The following is a 15,979-nucleotide window of genomic DNA, read 5'->3' on the forward strand; positions in this document are numbered from 1 at the left end:
ATGCATGTCGTTGTCGCAAAACCGCTGCACACTTTTGCGCGACATGCATTAGTCCAGCCGATTTCCGGCGCTGGTCTTACCGAATTCTCGATTTTCGCCTCGTCACGGCCGCAGCTTGCGACTACGACGCGGGTCACCGTACCCCACGGCGAGGAACCGGTAACGGAATGGCGCAGCCCGCAGCCCATAATTCGACGATCAGGAACGTGCTGCTGGCCGGCATCCTGCTGATGCTCGCCGGCGATTTCCTGTTTGCGCTGAACGATGCGATGGGCAAGTGGCTGGTTGCCAGTTTTTCCGTCGGCCAGGTCGTGCTGATCCGCTCGATCGGCGCGTTTTTCATACTTGGGCCGATGATTGCCCATCAGGGTGCGGCCAAGCTGTTTCTCATGGAGCGGCCGGAGCTGCAGCTGCTGCGCGTGGTGATGACGACGCTTGACACGGCGCTGTTCTACGCGGCGGTCGTCTATCTGCCGCTCGCCGATGTGATGAGCTTCTACATGGCCGGGCCGATCTACGTCGCGGCGCTGTCGCACTTTTTGCTCGGCGAAAGGGTCGGCTGGCGCCGCTGGGCGGCTATCCTGCTCGGTTTCTGCGGTGTGCTGATCATGCTGAAGCCGTCGTCGGCCGCGTTCTCGCTGTCCTCGATGTTCGCGCTCGCCGGCAGCATTTCCTTTGCCTTCGCCATCATCCTCAATCGGCGGCTCCGCGGCACCAGCGACACTTCGCTGGTCACCTGGCAAACCATCGGCACGCTGCTGGTCGGCGCTGCGCTGACCCTCGGCAGCTGGAGGACGCCGTCCTCGCTCGACTTCGGCGCCATGCTGCTTCTCGGCATCGTCTCCTGCGGTGCGCATCTGATGATCACCAGGGCGTTGAAGCTGGCGCCGGCCTCGACCTTGGCGCCGCTGCATTACAGCCTGCTGTTGTGGGCAGTGGTCTTCGGCCTCGCCTTCTTCGGCGATGTGCCTGGGCCGCGCATCCTGATCGGCTCGGCCATCGTCGTGCTGGCCGGCCTGTTCATTTTCCATCGCCAGAAGGTGGTCGAAACCGTGGTGCCGCCCGAGAACGTGCCGAAGGGTGTGAATTAACCCCGGCGCACCGCTGCGAGATGCCGCGAAAATTCCGGCATCTCCATCAGTGCCTTGCAGCGCGCAAACCGGCCGTCTGCATAGGCGCGAAAGTCGTCGGCCGGATTTTTGTTGGCAAGCTGGATCAGTCCCCACAGCGTCCACAAAAGGTCGCACATCGCCTTGTAGATGACGATGCGGGCGCGCTCCGCCGGTCTCGGCTCGCCGCCGAAATAGGCCAGCATCATTTCCTCGTCCTGCGCGGCGTCGAATTGCCCTTCGACGCTGAGGTCGCCGAGATCCCAGAGCGGATCGTTCATGCCGGAATATTCCCAGTCGACGATCCACATCCTGTCGCCCGTATCGAGAAAGTTTTCGCAGAGCGGGTCGCAGTGGCAGGCGACGATCGGCAGAGGTTGAGCTGCAAGTGCTGAGCGCACTGCCTCCGCCTCGCGGACCACATCGTGGTAGCCGGCAGGCAGGGCGACGTCCTTGGTTGACAGCACTTTCAGATAATCGTCGATCATCGCGAACAGCTCGAAGCGGAAGGGGAACACCGCGCCGGATGTGTGCAGCTTGCGAAAGGCCTTGCCGGCGCGTGCCGGGCTGCCCGGTCGGGTCTTGAATTTTTCCGGCGACATCGTCTCGGCGCCGGCGATGAAGCGGGTCACCAGCACGCCGGTCTCGGCATCGACATGCAGCACTTCCGGGCTGACGCCGGCCTTCGCCGCTTCCCGGGCCGCCACTGCCTCGTTGGCGCGGTTGATGTATTCCTCGGTATCCTTGCCGGGGATACGCAGGCAGAAATCCTTACCTCTGAAGACGAGGTTGGTCAGGCCGCCGAGCCGTTCCAGCGGGCCGTCATAGCCGGCCAGCATCGGAATTGCCGCAAGCGCGGCGCGTGCCTGGTCATCCGCCATGGCTTTCGCTCCTTTTCCCATCTTTATTGTCGCGACGACGGTTCCACAGTTTTCACCGTTTGGCTATCATCGCGTAGCGGATCAATACCGGGCGACGAAACAGCAATGACGGACAGCAAACAGCAGAGCGCACTCGCCGCAGCCTATGCGGCGAAGCGGCCGGAAGACGTAGCCGCGCTCTACGACAGCTGGGCCGGCACTTACGACGCCGACATGTCGGCGGCCGGCTATCGCCATCCCACCATCTGCCTTGCCTTGCTGGCCCGCCATCTGCCGCGCGGCGCCGCACCTCTCCTCGATGCCGGCGCCGGCACCGGGCTCATCGGCGAGTGGCTCGCCATCACCGGTTATCCGCAGGTCGAGGCGCTCGACATCTCGGAAGGAATGCTGGCGCAAGCGGCGCGCAAAGGTATCTATTCGGCGCTGCACTGCCTGGCGCTTGGCGGGCCGCTGCCCTTCGTGGACGATGCCTATGCCGGGATCATCTCAGCCGGCGTCTTCACGTCGGGCCATGTCGGAGCCGAGGGGCTGGACGAGCTGATCCGCATCTGCCGGCCGGGCGGAGTGATCGTACTGACGGTGAAGAACACGCTGTGGGACACGGGCTTTGCCGCGCGGATCGCCGAGCTCGAGGCGCAAGGCATCGTCACCCGCGCCGAGGAGACGCCGCCCTATGTCTCGATGCCAGGCGAGGCCGATACGGTGCCTAGCCGGGGGCTGGTGCTCATCGTGAACTGAGGCTGAAATCGGAACGCTCTACGCCTTCACCTTTACTCCTGCCGGATCGTAAAGCGGCTCGAGGTGAATCTTCGCCGGCGTCCGTTCCATTGCCACAACCAGCTCGTAGTCGCCGGAGGTGAGGAAATCATCGCTGACGCCATAGGCATTGCGCACATAGCCGTAGCCGATGTTCCTGCCGATGGTGTAGCCATAGCCGCCGCTGGTGAGGTAACCGACCGCCTCGCCGTTGCGCAGGATGGTCTCGCGCCCGAGCAGCACGACGTCGGGATCGTCGACAGTGAAGCCGGCAAAGCGTTTCCTGAGCGTCGAGCCACCGAGCTTTTCAAGCGCCCGTCGGCCGAGGAAATCGGTGTTCTTCCTGAGCTTCACCGCCCAGCCGAGGCCGGCCTCCTGCGGCGTGTCGTTGGGCGTGATGTCGGCGCCCCAGGCGCGGTAGCCTTTTTCCAGCCGCAGCGATTCCAGCGCCCGGTAGCCGACCGGGCGGATGTCGTGGGTAGCGCCCGCCGCCATCAGCGCGTCGAAAACCTCGCCTGTCGCCGCGATCGGCGCATGCAATTCCCAGCCCAGTTCGCCAACATAGGTGACGCGCAGTGCCCGCACGGTGTGGCCGGCAATGGCGATCTCGCGAACATGGCCGAACGGAAAGGCGGCATTCGAGACGTCAGCATCGGTCACCGCCGACAGCACGTCACGTGCGCGCGGCCCCATCAGCGACAACGTGCCAAAATCCTCGGTGACGTCGGTCAGCGTCACGTCGAACTCCCTGCCGATATGATCGGCAATCCAGGAGAAATCGTGCGTGCGGAACCCGGTGCCGGTGACGATGTAGAATTTTTCCTCACCGAGCCTCGCCACGGTCAAATCGGCCTCGATGCCGCCGCGCGTATTGAGGAGCTGTGTGTAGGTCAGCCGGCCGACCGGCTTGGCGACGTCATTGGCGCAGATCCAGTCCAGCGCCTTCAGCGCGTCGGCTCCGGTCATTTCGTATTTGGCAAACGACGATTGGTCGAAAATACCGATCTTTTCGCGCACATGGCGATGCTCGTCGCCGACGGGTGAAAACCAGTTCTGCCGGCCCATCGAATAGACGTCCTTCGGCTCGATGCCTGCCGGCGCGAACCAGTTCGGCCGCTCCCAGCCAAGTTTCGAGCCGAACACGGCGCGATGTTTTTGCAGCCGCTCGTACAAAGGTGAGACGATGCGCGGCCGTCCGCTGGCATATTCCTCATGCGGGAAGCCGATCGTGTAGTGCTTGCCGTAGGCTTCCAGCGTGCGGTCGCCGACCCATTTCCGGTCGCGGTGCAGGTCGGAGAAGCGGCGGATGTCGACCACCCACAAATCGAGCGGCGCCTCGCCGTCGACGACCCATTGCGCCAGCGCCCAGCCGGCGCCGCCGCCGGACGCGATGCCGAAGGCATTGAAGCCGGCGCCGACGAACATATTGGGGCATTCCGGCGCCACGCCGAGGATGAAATTGCCGTCCGGCGTAAAGCTCTCCGGCCCGTTGATCATCTGCTTGACGCCGACATTGGCAAGCGCCGGGACGCGCTCGATGGCCTGGCTCATATGCTGCTCGAAATGATCGTAATCATCGTCGAACAGCCGGAACTCCCAATCGTCCGGCACATCGCCGCCGGGCAGGCCGGTCGTCCACGCCTGCGGGTTCGGCTCGTAGCCGCCCATCACCAACCCGCCCACCTCCTCCTTGAAATAGGTGCGGCGATCGGGGTCGCGAATTGTCGGCGCGTCGGTCGCCAGGCCGACGATCCTCTCGGTGATGATGTACTGGTGCTTCACCGGCTGCAGCGGCACGTTGATGCCGGCCAACGCACCCACCTGCCGCGCCCATTGCCCGGCGCAGTTCACCACCTTGTCGCAGGCGATATCGCCCCTGTTCGTCCTAACCTTGACGATCCGGCCGTTGGTCAGTTCAAAGCCGGTGACCCGCACCTCCTCGAACAATTTTGCGCCATGCATGCGCGCGCCCTTGGCCAGTGACTGGGTGATGTCGGAAGGGCTTGCCTGACCGTCGGTCGGCAGCCAGGACGCGCCGACGAGGTCGCCGGTTTCCAGCAGCGGCCACATTTCCTTGACCTCGGCCGGCGACAGCAGATGCATGTCCATGCCGAAGCTTTTGGCCGTCGTTGCCAGCCGCTTATACTCCGTCCAGCGGTCGGCATTGGTGGCGAGGCGCAGGCAGCCAGTCATCTTCCAGCCGGTGGCGAGGCCGGTTTCGGCTTCCAGCCCCTTGTAGAGATCGACTGAATATTTGAGCACGCGCGTGATCGACGCCGACGAGCGTAGCTGGCCGACCAGCCCGGCAGCATGCCAGGTCGAACCCGAGGTCAGTTTGCCCTGTTCGAGCAGCACGATTTCGGCCTTGTGGTCGCGCGCCAGATGATAGGCCGTCGAACAGCCGATGATGCCACCGCCGATGACCACGATCCCGGCCTGGGCGGGCAAGGTCATGTCCGCGTCCCGTATTTTGTCCTGTAGTTTTCCAGGGCGGCTTCGAGCCGCGCCAGGTTTTCGTCCGCGTAGGCGACGTAGTCGACACCGGGCGCATCGAGGTAGAGCTCGGAAACCATGCCCCACATCGCCTCGCGCAGCAGCGACGCGCATTGCATGGCGGCGTGCGAGCGCCGTATCGCCGGGTCCGGCTCCTTCATGAAATAGGCAGTCAGGAAGGCGAAGGATTCCTCGTCGCTCATGCCGGCGTTCGAAGCCGCGCCGGCAAGGTCGAACATCGCGGTGTTGAAGCCGGCATATTCGAAGTCGATGAGCCACAGCCTGTGACCGTCGTCGATTATGTTAGCCGGCAGAAGATCGTTGTGACCGAAGACGATCGGCAGCAGTTTTTGCGCGCGCTCGAGCTCGTCCGCCAGAGTCAAAAGGCGTGGCAATTCGCCCAGCTTGCGGCTGCGGCCTTCCTCCAGCGTGCGCGCATAGTCGCGAATGACATGGAATACCCAGAACATGAAGCCGGCGCCGGAGATGTGACTGGGCATCTCCCGGTGGAAGCCGCGCAGCAACGCGGCAACGCGGCCGAGATCGGCGCGCACGTCCTGCGCGACGTAGGCCTTGGCGCCGAGATACTCCGTCACCATGACGCCCGGTCCGGTGTAGTGGACGGCCGGAGCGAAGCCTGCGGCGTGCGCTGCCCGCGCGGTCATCATCTCGCGCTCGCGAAAGACATGGTGGAACGGATAGTCCTGGCCGAGCCGTACGACGTGCCGCCCGGCCGCGTCCTTGACCAGATAATTGGCATTGCTCAGCCCACCCGGCAGCGGCGCAATGTCGATGCTGCCGGTCCAGCAAGGCAGCGCGCGGATGCGGTCTTCGACAGTCACGATCTCGTCCAACATCGGGTCAATTTTCCACGCATGTCACGGCTGGCCGGGGATGACAATCGGACAGAGGAATGGCGGCAACGCGAAGATCTCGTCGGTGCAGATCTCGGGATCGGTATCCCGCACCGCACCGACGAGCCCCTTTGTGCCGGGTTTCTTCGACGCCGGCATCCGCCCCCGCGGATCCTGAATTTCGGCACCCTTGCACCCAACAGTTTTCCCGGGCGTTCGGGCAGGCGATTTTTCGTGCGGCTCAGCCGTCGTCCTCCGTTCCGAGCCTGTCACAGCGATAATGTCGCGCCACGCTGGAGGCGTTGTCAACGCGAAATTGTGGTGTTCTCTGCGTTTTTGCCCGAATTTTGCGAAATTTATTGAAGCTAGTAGCGTTTTTGCCGTAGAAACGGTCAACGCTGCAACAATCCGACCGGATGGAACCGATGGTCCACTCGAAGCGGCATGGCGAAATCCTGCGCCTCCTCAAGGAGGAAGGCACTGTCACCATTGCCAGCCTGGCCGACCGGCTGGGCGTCTCGCTGGAGACGGTACGCCGCGACGTCAAGCCACTGACCAGCGACGGTTCCATCCTCAAGATGCACGGCGCCATCAGCCTGCCGTCGTTTGCCGGCGAAGCGCCGTTCGAGCGGCGCATGCGCGAGAACGCCGATGCCAAGCGGGCTATTGCCCGCATGGTCGCCGCCACCATCCGCGACGGCGAGTCCATCATGCTCGACACCGGCACCACCACCTCTTTCCTGGCCCGGGAACTGCTCGGCCACCGGCGGCTGACGGTCGTCACCAACTCCTCCGACATCGCCCGCACACTGGCCACCGTCAACGGCAACAAAGTCTATATGGCCGGCGGCGAGCTGCGCAGCGATTCCGGTGCTGCCTTCGGCGTCTCGGCCATCGAATTCGTCAGCCGCTTTTCCGTCAACCATACAGTGATATCGACCGGTGCGGTCGATGCCGTCACCGGCGTCATGGACTATGACCTGGAAGAGGCCGAATTCGCCCGCATGGTGCTGTCGCGCGGCCAGCGTTCGCTTGTCGTCACCGACCACAGCAAATTCGGCCGCCAGGGCCTTGTTCAGGTCTGCGGCTTCGGCGGCTTTTCCGAACTCGCCACCGACCGGCCGCCGCCGCACGACATCGCCGCCGCCCTCGTCCAGGCCGGCGCGCGGCTCAGCATTGCGGACGGCGGAAGCGAGGGCTGAGCTCTATCGGCAGATCGGCACCAGCACCCACTTCCCAGCGCCGCCTCTGCCGTGTTTAGTCCGGCCATGGCTTTCACCATCCGCCAATTGCAGTTCTTCATCGCCGTCGCCGAGCAGGGCACAGTGTCGGGCGCCGCCCAGAACCTGTCGATCTCGCAATCCTCGGTCACCGAAGCGATCAAGGAGTTGGAGCACGATCTCGGCGTCGAGCTGTTCGAGCGCCACCCGCGCGGCTTGAACATCACCCACAAAGGCCACCAGTTCCTGCGCCATGCGAGGAAGATCCTGGCCGACGTTTCCGATGCGCGCCGCGCCTTCTTCGGCGAACGGATCGCGGCAAGCGGGCGGCTGCAACTTGGCGTCACCTCGTTGGTCGCTGGCTATGTGCTTTCCGATCTTCTTGCCCGCTACCGCCGCGCCTATCCGGGTGTCGAGGTCTCGGCGATCGAGGACAATGGCGACTATCTCGAGCATCTGTTGATCGGCGGCAAGCTTGACATTGCCGTCATGGTCACCTCGAACCTGCGCGACCGCACCGCGCTGCAGTCCGAAATCCTCGAAGTCTCGGCCTACCGGCTGTGGCTGCCGCTCGGACACCCCTTGGCCGGTGCCGACATCATCGGCATCGGCGACATCGCCTCGGAACCGCTGATCATGCTGACCGTCGACGAGATCGAGGAGAATACCGGAAAGCTGCTGACGGCAATCGGCGCCAAGCCGCATGTCGCCTTCCGCACCCGCTCGGTCGAAGCGGTGCGCAGCCTCGTCGCTACCGGCGCCGGCGTGGCGCTGCTACCGGCCATGGTCGCTGGAAGGCGACCGCATCGAATCGCGCGATATTTCGGGGTCGTTGCCGGTCGTCCAGGTCGGCATGGTCTGGCGGCGCGGCTCCGGTCTGCCGCAGGCGGCGCGCGACTTCATCGGACTTGCCCAGTCGCAGCGCATGGTGCGCCAACGGCCTGAGAAGATTGGCCGCTGACCTATCGGAAAAATCGATATCGGCTTTCTGATAAATGAATTTGCGAAACCGGAAATTTCGCAGCACTTTTCGGTCAGGGAACAAAGCTGCCGCCGGAGCACGGCCCTCAGAGCCGCGCATCCAACGTCTTTGAACGGGCGCATGATCTTCTTCCGAAAACCGAAACCGGTTTCGAGGTCATGCAAAAATGGGAGATCGACGATGAATTCATTGCTGAAATCATGCACTGCCTTGACGGTCGCGCTGAGCTTCTCCGGCCAGGCCATCGCCCAGGTCAAGGAGCTCGGCAAAGGCGAAGGCGAGGTCAATATCGTCGCCTGGCCGGGCTATATCGAGCGCGGCGAAACCGACAAGGCCTATGATTGGGTCACTTCGTTCGAGAAGGAAACCGGCTGCAAGGTCAACGTCAAGACCGCCAACACCTCCGACGAGATGGTCTCGCTGATGAACGAGGGCGGCTTCGATCTCGTCACCGCCTCGGGCGATGCTTCGCTGCGCCTTGTCGCCGGCAAGCGCGTCCAGCCGATCAACACCGACCTCATACCGAGCTGGAAGACGGTCGACAACCGGCTGAAGGATGCGCCCTGGTTCACCGTCGGCGGCGTCCATTACGGCGTCCCCTATCAGTGGGGGCCGAACGTGCTGATGTACAACACCGAAGTGTTCAAGGAGGCGCCGAAGAGCTGGAACGTGGTCTTCGAGGAAATGAAGCTTCCCGACGGCAAGTCGAACAAGGGCCGCGTCCAGGCCTATGACGGGCCGATCCACATCGCCGACGCCGCCAATTACCTGATGGCTCACAAGCCGGAGCTCGGCATCAAGGATCCGTACGAACTGACCGAGGATCAGTACAAGGCGGCGCTCGACCTGCTGCGGGTCCAGCGTACGCTGGTCGGACGCTATTGGCACGACGCCGCCATCCAGGTCGACGATTTCCAGAACGAAGGCGTCGTCGCCTCCGGTTCCTGGCCCTACCAGGTAAACACGCTGATCGCGGCCAAGAAGCCGGTCGCCTCGACTATCCCCGAGGAGGGCGTCACCGGCTGGGCCGATACCACGATGATGGAGGCCGATGCTGCCCACCCGAACTGCGCCTACATGTGGATGGAGCATTCGCTGTCGCCGAAAGTGCAGGGCGACGTCTCCGCCTGGTTCGGCTCGCTGCCGGTGGTACCTGCCGCCTGCAAGGGCAACGAACTGCTCGGCGAAGAAGGCTGCAAGACCAACGGCTACGACAATTTCGACAAGATCAAGTTCTGGAAGACGCCGGTCTCGAAATGCGCCACCCAGAACGACCAGTGCGTACCCTATTACCGCTGGGTGTCGGACTATATCGGCGTCATCGGCGGGCGGTGAGTTCGCCTCACCTACGAAGCCCGGCGCTGCCCCTCACCCTTACCCTCTCCCGGTGAAGAAACGGGGGGTCGCCAGCGTTGGAGCGCCTCCCTTCTCGCCGTCCACTATATACGGGGAGAAGGTGCCAGCAGGCGGATGAGGGGCGGCGCGACCGCCTGAAATTTGATGAGCCTGACAGATCAGGACGACCCATGACCTCCGCCGTTTCCTTCCAAAAAGTCTCCCGCCATTTCGGCAGCGTGCGTGCCGTCGACGCGGTCGATCTCGACATCGTGCCGGGCGAGTTCTTCGCCATGCTCGGGCCTTCCGGCTCGGGCAAGACGACGTGCCTGCGCCTCATCGCCGGTTTCGAGCAGCCGACGGCCGGCTCGATCTCGATCTTCGGCGAACGCGCCGAGGGCGTGCCGCCCTATCGCCGCAACGTCAACACCGTGTTCCAGGATTATGCGCTGTTCCCGCATCTCAACGTGCTCGACAACGTCGGCTATGGGCTGATGGTCAAGGGCGTCGGCAGACCGGAGCGGCAAAAGGCGGCGGAAGAAGCGCTGGCGCTGGTGCGGCTTCCCGGCTACGGCGCCCGTCGCCCTGGCCAGCTTTCCGGCGGCCAGCGCCAGCGCGTCGCGCTCGCCCGGGCGCTGGTCAACCAGCCCAAGGTGCTGCTGCTCGACGAGCCGCTCGGCGCGCTCGACCTCAAGCTTCGCGAAAACATGCAGGAGGAGTTGAAATCGCTGCAGAAGGCGCTCGGCATCACCTTCGTGTTCGTCACCCACGACCAGGGCGAAGCGCTGTCGATGGCCGACCGCGTCGCCGTCTTCAATGATGGCAAGATCATGCAGATCGGCACGCCGGAAGACATCTACCAGCGCCCCAAGACCCGCTTCGTCGCCGATTTCGTCGGCTCGTCCAACGTGCTGCCGCCGGATTTCGTCCAGCGCTATGCCGGCCAGCATCGCTGGGGCAGCCTGCGGCCCGAATCCATCCGTATTGGCCGGGCCAACGGCGAAGGCGTTGCCGCCCGCCTTGTCTCGACCAATTATCTCGGCGCCACGACTAGACTGGCGCTCGATGCAGAGGGCTTGCGGCTGCATGCCATCGTCCCGGCGGGTGCAGCCTTGCCCCGGGAAGGCGAGGCGGTGGTGCTCACCTTCAACCGCGAGCATTTGCATTTGATGGACGAACTGGGATGAGCCTGGACGCTGCCATGCCGCGGGCCACGGCGCCTGCCATCCTGCCGGGCAGCGGCGGCGTACGCGGCGCGCTCTCCGACATCTTCTGGCGCCGGCCGCAACTCCTGCTCCTGCTCATGCTGCTGCCGCCGGTTCTGTGGCTCGGCATCGTCTATATCGGCTCGCTCTTCGCGCTGCTTTTGCAGAGTTTCTTTTCGATCGACGAGTTCTCCGGCCTCATCAACCGCGAGTTCACGCTGAAGACTTATGGCGACCTGCTGCAGGCCGCCAATCTCGACATCATCCTGCGCACGGTGACGATGGCGGCGCTGGTGACGCTGGCGTCGGCGGTCATTGCCTTTCCCATCGCCTATTACGCGGCGCGCTATGCGCGCGCCCGTTGGAAGGCGTTGTTTTATCTCGGCGTCATGCTGCCGCTGTGGTCGAGCTACCTGGTCAAGATCTATGCCTGGAAGCTGATCCTCGCCAAGGAAGGCATCCTGACGTGGCTGCTGGCCAAATTGCATCTTCTATGGCTGCTCGATGCATGGCTATCGCTGCCGATCGTCGGCGGCAACTCGCTGTCGGTCTCGTCAACCGGCACCTTCATCGTCTTCGTCTATGTCTGGCTGCCCTTCATGATCCTGCCGGTGCAGGCCGCACTCGAGCGCGTGCCGGGCAATTTGGTCGAGGCCTCGTCCGATCTGGGCGCCTCGCCCGGCCAGACCTTCGGCAACGTGCTGTTCCCGCTGACGCTGCCCGGCATCGTCGCCGGCTCGATCTTCACCTTCTCGCTGACGCTCGGCGACTACATCATCCCGCAGATCATCGGTACCTCGCGGCTGTTCATCGGCCAGGCCGTCTATTCGCAGCAAGGCACCGCCGGCAACATCCCGCTCGCCGCCGCCTTTACCGTGGTGCCCATCGTCATCATGGGCTTCTACCTCTGGGGCGCCAAGCGCATGGGGGCTTTCGATGCGCTCTGACCGTGGCCCATCGGCGCCGATCGGCCTGAAGCTCGCTGCCACCGGCGGCCTGCTTTTCCTGCATTTGCCGATTGTGCTGATCTTCGTCTATGCCTTCACCACCGAGGAGAAGAGCTTCGTCTGGCCGCCGCCGGGGCTGACCACGCAATGGTTCGCCGTCACCTGGAACCGCCCCGACGTCTGGCAGGCGCTGTCGCTGTCGGTGCGGGTCGCGGCGATCTCGACCGCCATCGCGCTGGTCCTCGGCACGCTCTGCGCCGCCGCCGTGTCCCGCACAAAATTCTTCGGCCGCGAAACCATCTCGCTGCTGGTGATCCTGCCGATCGCGCTACCCGGCATCATCACCGGCATTGCGCTGCGCTCGGCCTTCGCGCTGGCCGAAATCCCGTTCTCGTTCTGGACGATCGTGCTCGGCCACGCGACCTTCTGCGTGGTCGTCGTCTACAACAATGCGGTCGCCCGTTTCCGCCGCACGTCCGGCTCGATGATCGAGGCGTCGATGGACCTCGGCGCCGATGGTTTCCAGACCTTTCGGCATGTCGTGCTGCCCAACATCGCAACCGCGCTGCTGGCCGGCGGCATGCTCGCCTTTGCGCTGTCCTTCGACGAGGTCATCGTCACCACTTTCACCGCCGGCCAGCAGCAAACGGTGCCGATCTGGATGCTCGAAGAGCTGATCCGTCCGCGCCAGCGTCCGGTCACCAATGTCGTGGCGATGGTCGTGGTGCTGGTGACGCTGCTTCCCATCCTCGCTGCCTATTACCTGACCCGCGACGGCGACCAGATCGCCGGTTCGGGCAAATGATCTCGTTCATAAGGGAGAGACTTCCATGGACACGCAGATGCTGATCGGCGCGAAATTCGAAAAAGGCACCGAGACCGAGGAACCGATCCTCAACCCGAAGACCGGGGCGACCATCCTCAATCTGCCCGAGGTCAGCCCGGCGCAGATCGAGGCGGCAGTGCTTGCCGCCGAAAAAGCCTTCGTCACCTGGTCGCGCACCACGCCGGCGCAGCGCGCCGGCTATCTCCTGAAGATCGCCGATCGCATCGAGGCCGCGGCACAGGATTTCGCGGCGCTCGAGGCGCTGAACTGCGGCAAGCCGATCAATGCCGTGCTCAATGACGAGATCCCGGCGATCGTCGACTGCTACCGTTTCTTTGCCGGCGCGGTCCGCTCGATGCCTGGCCAGGTCGCCGGCGAATACATTCCCGGCCACACCTCGATGGTCCGCCGCGACGCCATCGGCGTTGTGGCGTCGATTGCGCCGTGGAACTATCCGCTGATGATGATGGCCTGGAAGCTGGCGCCGGCGATTGCCGGCGGCAACACGGTCGTCTTCAAGCCGTCGGAACAGACGCCGCTGACCGCGCTGAAGCTGGCGAAAATCCTTGTCGAGATCCTGCCGGAAGGCGTCGTCAACGTCGTGCTCGGCCGCGGCGACAGCGTCGGCAACACGCTGATCAACCATCCGAAGGTCAACATGATCTCGATCACCGGCGACGTCGCCACCGGCAAGAAGGTGCTGCAGGCCGCCGCTAAATCGGTCAAGCGCACACATCTCGAGCTCGGCGGCAAGGCGCCGGTCATCGTCTTCGACGACGCCGATCTCGGTGCGGTGGTCAACGGCCTGCGCGCCTTCGGCTATTACAATGCCGGCCAGGATTGCACCGCTGCCTGCCGCATCTATGCCGGCAAGAAGATCTATGACAAACTCGTCGCGGACCTCTCCGCTGCGGTCTCGACCATCAAGTATGATCGCCCAGATGATACCGAGAACGAGATCGGCCCGCTGATTTCGCGTCGCCAGCGTGACCGCGTCTCGAGCTTCGTCGAGCGCGCCTCGGAGCTCAAGCACATCGAGATCACTACGGGCGGCAAGCCGGGCGAGGGCTCCGGCTTCTTCTACCAGCCGACCGTCGTCGCCGGCGCGCTGCAGGAGGACGAGATCGTGCGCCGCGAAGTGTTCGGCCCGGTGGTCTCGGTCACCCGCTTTTCCGAAGTCGACGAAGCGGTGAACTGGGCCAATGATTCTGACTACGGCCTGGCGTCGTCGGTGTGGACCAAGGATGTTTCGCGCGCCATGGCGACGGCCGCCCGCCTGCAATATGGCTGCACCTGGATCAACACCCATTTCATGCTGACCAACGAGATGCCGCATGGCGGGTTGAAACAATCCGGCTACGGCAAGGACATGTCGCTATATGCGCTGGAGGACTATACCGCAGTCCGCCACGTCATGATTGCGCACGGATAGCGCCCTCGGGGAGACGGTGGCCTCAGGCCGAAGGCGCCACGCGATTATTCTTCCGCCTCCTCCGCCCCGCTCGCGGCCGGCGCAACCAGCAGCACAGCGGCGCCGAGGATCGCTGCGATGAAAGAGCCGGCGAGGATGCCGACCTTGACCGCGTCCTGCAGAGCGACGTCGCTGGCGAAGGCGAGCAGGCCGATGAACAGGCTCATGGTGAAGCCGATGCCGCAGAGCAGTGAAATACCGATCATGTGCAGCCAGCCGGCATTGACCGGCAGATCGGCAAATCCGAGCCGGATGGCAAGCGCGGAAGACCCGAACACGCCGACCAGCTTGCCGGCGACGAGGCCTGCGGCGACGCCGAGCGTCAGCGGCTCGATCAAGGCGGCAGCGCTGAGACCGCCGAGTGAGACGCCGGCGTTGGCAAAACCGAAGATCGGGATGACGAAAAAGGGTACGATTGTGTGCAGGCCGTGTTCGAGCCGGTGCAGCGGCGAATGGTCGAGATCGTGGCCGCTGCCCGACGAGATCTTCAGCGGTATGGTGAGAGCCAGCGCGACCCCGGCGAGCGTCGCATGGACGCCCGATTTCAAAACCAAAACCCACAGCACGACACCAAGCACGATATAAGGCAGCAGCGTCAGCACCCGCATGCGGTTGAGCACCACCAGCAGCGCGATGACGGCGAAGGCGGCGCCGAGATAGGCGAGCGACAGGCCGCTGGTATAGAACACCGCGATGATGAGCACGGCGCCGAGATCGTCGATGATGGCGAGCGCGGTAAGGAATATCTTCAACGAGCCCGGCACGCGGCTGCCGAGCAGCGACAGCACGCCGAGCGCAAAGGCGATATCGGTGGCGGTCGGGATCGCCCAGCCGGACAGAGCGGCTGGATTGTTGCGGTTGATGGCGACGTAGACCAGTGCTGGCACCGCCATGCCACCGGCGGCGGCGATGCCGGGCAGCACGCGGCGCGGCCAGGTCGAGAGCTGGCCGTCGAGCATCTCGCGCTTGATCTCGAGGCCAACCAGCAGGAAGAACACCGCCATCAGGCCGTCATTGATCCAGTGCGAGACGCTGAGCGGTCCGAGATAGGCATGGAGGGCGGAGAAATAAGCTTCGGCCAGCGGCGAATTGGCGACGATCAGGGCCAGGGCCGCCGCAGCCATCAGGATGAGGCCGCCGGCCGCCTCGCTGTCGAGGAATTCGCGCAGCATGGAGACCAGCCGCTTTTCGTCCTGCATGTCGCCTCCGTCGTATCAGCGGCAAGGTCCGACGCACCGCCCAGCGATGATGCGCAAACGGCGCTGGCCGGGCAAGCCGGCAGTCAGAACCTTTTAGCGCGGCGCGCGCTTGGCGAGGATGCGTTGCAGCGTGCGGCGATGCATGTTCAGGCGGCGTGCGGTTTCCGAGACATTGCGGTCGCACATTTCGTAGACGCGCTGGATGTGTTCCCAGCGCACGCGATCAGCCGACATTGGATTTTCCGGCGGCGCGGCACGTTCGCCCGCCGTGCGGGTCAGGGCTGCAAAGATGTCGTCGGCATCGGCCGGCTTCGACAGATAGTCGATGGCGCCGAGCTTTACCGCCGTCACCGCGGTGGCGATGTTGCCATAGCCTGTAAGGATTATGGCGCGAGCATCGTCGCGCTTCTCGCGAATGGCAGCGACGACGTCGAGGCCGTTGCCGTCGGCCAGCCGCATGTCGACCACCGCATAGGCCGGCGGATTGGCGCGCGCCTTGGCAACCGCCTCCTCGACGCTCTCCGCCGTCTCGACCACGAAACCCCTGGTTTCCATGGCGCGGGCAAGCCGCGTCAGGAACGGCTTGTCGTCGTCCACGATCAGCAACGAGGTGTCCTCGCCTTCGACCATTGCGCCAATCGTTTCGTCAGTACTCATCGTGCTGAAAATCCTGCTGCCTGATTTTTACGCAAATATAGTTT

General features: G+C 64.0%; 14 protein-coding genes and 1 pseudogene. 9 read left to right on the plus strand and 6 right to left on the minus strand.

Features of this window, described 5'->3' with window-relative positions; translation table 11 throughout:
• Positions 1 to 167: 167 nt before the first annotated feature.
• Entirely contained in the window at positions 168 to 1,091 is a 924-nt protein-coding gene (locus tag NKI63_RS19140) for a DMT family transporter (RefSeq protein ID WP_352506948.1), read from the plus strand.
• On the opposite strand, the gene NKI63_RS19145 is transcribed toward NKI63_RS19140, so the two are convergent.
• Positions 1,088 to 1,990 (minus strand): phosphotransferase, encoded by a 903-nt coding sequence (locus NKI63_RS19145; RefSeq protein ID WP_352506949.1) that lies wholly within the window; start codon positions 1,988 to 1,990, stop codon positions 1,088 to 1,090. The genes NKI63_RS19140 and NKI63_RS19145 overlap by 4 nt on opposite strands.
• 105 nt (positions 1,991 to 2,095) lie before the next feature.
• Between NKI63_RS19145 and NKI63_RS19150 the strand changes: the two genes are divergently transcribed.
• Complete coding sequence (locus NKI63_RS19150; RefSeq protein WP_352506950.1) at positions 2,096 to 2,728, plus strand: class I SAM-dependent DNA methyltransferase; 633 nt, start codon at positions 2,096 to 2,098, stop codon at positions 2,726 to 2,728.
• A gap of 18 nt (positions 2,729 to 2,746) precedes the next feature.
• Here NKI63_RS19150 and NKI63_RS19155 read toward each other — a convergent pair whose 3' ends face one another.
• Genes NKI63_RS19155 through NKI63_RS19165 form a run of 3 tightly spaced genes read right to left on the minus strand, consistent with a single transcriptional unit; the run spans position 2,747 to position 6,252 of the window.
• Positions 2,747 to 5,200, minus strand: coding sequence for a GcvT family protein (locus NKI63_RS19155; protein ID WP_352822869.1), 2,454 nt, complete (start codon positions 5,198 to 5,200; stop codon positions 2,747 to 2,749).
• Positions 5,197 to 6,081: a phosphotransferase gene (locus NKI63_RS19160; protein ID WP_352822955.1), complete on the minus strand. Its 885-nt coding sequence runs from the start codon at positions 6,079 to 6,081 to the stop codon at positions 5,197 to 5,199. Before NKI63_RS19160 ends, NKI63_RS19155 begins: the two co-directional genes overlap by 4 nt.
• A gap of 36 nt (positions 6,082 to 6,117) precedes the next feature.
• On the minus strand, positions 6,118 to 6,252 hold the full coding sequence (locus NKI63_RS19165; RefSeq protein ID WP_352506952.1) for a hypothetical protein: 135 nt from the start codon (positions 6,250 to 6,252) through the stop codon (positions 6,118 to 6,120).
• A gap of 266 nt (positions 6,253 to 6,518) precedes the next feature.
• Here NKI63_RS19165 and NKI63_RS19170 point away from each other — a divergent pair, with 266 nt between their 5' ends.
• The 7 genes and pseudogenes from NKI63_RS19170 (at position 6,519) to NKI63_RS19200 (ending at position 14,040) form a co-directional block, all read left to right on the plus strand.
• The gene (locus NKI63_RS19170) at positions 6,519 to 7,295 is read left to right on the plus strand and encodes a DeoR/GlpR family DNA-binding transcription regulator (protein ID WP_352686951.1); all 777 of its coding nucleotides are present in this window, start codon (positions 6,519 to 6,521) and stop codon (positions 7,293 to 7,295) included.
• A gap of 66 nt (positions 7,296 to 7,361) precedes the next feature.
• Positions 7,362 to 8,274: pseudogene (locus NKI63_RS19175) on the plus strand (LysR substrate-binding domain-containing protein).
• A gap of 201 nt (positions 8,275 to 8,475) precedes the next feature.
• Entirely contained in the window at positions 8,476 to 9,630 is a 1,155-nt protein-coding gene (locus NKI63_RS19180; RefSeq protein ID WP_352540421.1) for an ABC transporter substrate-binding protein, read from the plus strand.
• Positions 9,631 to 9,821: 191 nt separating this feature from the next.
• On the plus strand, positions 9,822 to 10,817 hold the full coding sequence (locus NKI63_RS19185) for an ABC transporter ATP-binding protein (protein ID WP_352822873.1): 996 nt from the start codon (positions 9,822 to 9,824) through the stop codon (positions 10,815 to 10,817).
• Between the two features lie 14 nt (positions 10,818 to 10,831).
• Entirely contained in the window at positions 10,832 to 11,782 is a 951-nt protein-coding gene (locus NKI63_RS19190) for an ABC transporter permease (protein WP_352822958.1), read from the plus strand.
• Positions 11,772 to 12,587, plus strand: coding sequence for an ABC transporter permease (locus NKI63_RS19195; RefSeq protein WP_352506955.1), 816 nt, complete (start codon positions 11,772 to 11,774; stop codon positions 12,585 to 12,587). The genes NKI63_RS19190 and NKI63_RS19195 overlap by 11 nt, the downstream gene beginning before the upstream one ends.
• Before the next feature lie 25 nt (positions 12,588 to 12,612).
• Complete coding sequence (locus NKI63_RS19200; protein WP_352822877.1) at positions 12,613 to 14,040, plus strand: gamma-aminobutyraldehyde dehydrogenase; 1,428 nt, start codon at positions 12,613 to 12,615, stop codon at positions 14,038 to 14,040.
• A gap of 44 nt (positions 14,041 to 14,084) precedes the next feature.
• On the opposite strand, the gene nhaA is transcribed toward NKI63_RS19200, so the two are convergent.
• Complete coding sequence (nhaA, locus tag NKI63_RS19205; protein ID WP_352686959.1) at positions 14,085 to 15,278, minus strand: Na+/H+ antiporter NhaA; 1,194 nt, start codon at positions 15,276 to 15,278, stop codon at positions 14,085 to 14,087.
• A gap of 93 nt (positions 15,279 to 15,371) precedes the next feature.
• On the minus strand, positions 15,372 to 15,935 hold the full coding sequence (locus NKI63_RS19210; protein ID WP_023676342.1) for an ActR/PrrA/RegA family redox response regulator transcription factor: 564 nt from the start codon (positions 15,933 to 15,935) through the stop codon (positions 15,372 to 15,374).
• Positions 15,936 to 15,979: the final 44 nt, after the last annotated feature.

Origin of the sequence: Mesorhizobium sp. M0410, from assembly GCF_040321435.1 — a bacterium.
Classification (GTDB): domain Bacteria; phylum Pseudomonadota; class Alphaproteobacteria; order Rhizobiales; family Rhizobiaceae; genus Mesorhizobium.

Coding starts and splice junctions, on each gene's coding strand:
- NKI63_RS19140 (WP_352506948.1), top strand. CDS start 168: ATGGCGCAGCCCGCAGCCCATAATTCGACGATCAGGAACGTGCTGCTG.
- NKI63_RS19145 (WP_352506949.1), bottom strand. CDS start 1,990: ATGGCGGATGACCAGGCACGCGCCGCGCTTGCGGCAATTCCGATGCTG.
- NKI63_RS19150 (WP_352506950.1), top strand. CDS start 2,096: ATGACGGACAGCAAACAGCAGAGCGCACTCGCCGCAGCCTATGCGGCG.
- NKI63_RS19155 (WP_352822869.1), bottom strand. CDS start 5,200: ATGACCTTGCCCGCCCAGGCCGGGATCGTGGTCATCGGCGGTGGCATC.
- NKI63_RS19165 (WP_352506952.1), bottom strand. CDS start 6,252: ATGCCGGCGTCGAAGAAACCCGGCACAAAGGGGCTCGTCGGTGCGGTG.
- NKI63_RS19170 (WP_352686951.1), top strand. CDS start 6,519: ATGGTCCACTCGAAGCGGCATGGCGAAATCCTGCGCCTCCTCAAGGAG.
- NKI63_RS19180 (WP_352540421.1), top strand. CDS start 8,476: ATGAATTCATTGCTGAAATCATGCACTGCCTTGACGGTCGCGCTGAGC.
- NKI63_RS19185 (WP_352822873.1), top strand. CDS start 9,822: ATGACCTCCGCCGTTTCCTTCCAAAAAGTCTCCCGCCATTTCGGCAGC.
- NKI63_RS19190 (WP_352822958.1), top strand. CDS start 10,832: ATGCCGCGGGCCACGGCGCCTGCCATCCTGCCGGGCAGCGGCGGCGTA.
- NKI63_RS19195 (WP_352506955.1), top strand. CDS start 11,772: ATGCGCTCTGACCGTGGCCCATCGGCGCCGATCGGCCTGAAGCTCGCT.
- NKI63_RS19200 (WP_352822877.1), top strand. CDS start 12,613: ATGGACACGCAGATGCTGATCGGCGCGAAATTCGAAAAAGGCACCGAG.
- nhaA (WP_352686959.1), bottom strand. CDS start 15,278: ATGCAGGACGAAAAGCGGCTGGTCTCCATGCTGCGCGAATTCCTCGAC.
- NKI63_RS19210 (WP_023676342.1), bottom strand. CDS start 15,935: ATGAGTACTGACGAAACGATTGGCGCAATGGTCGAAGGCGAGGACACC.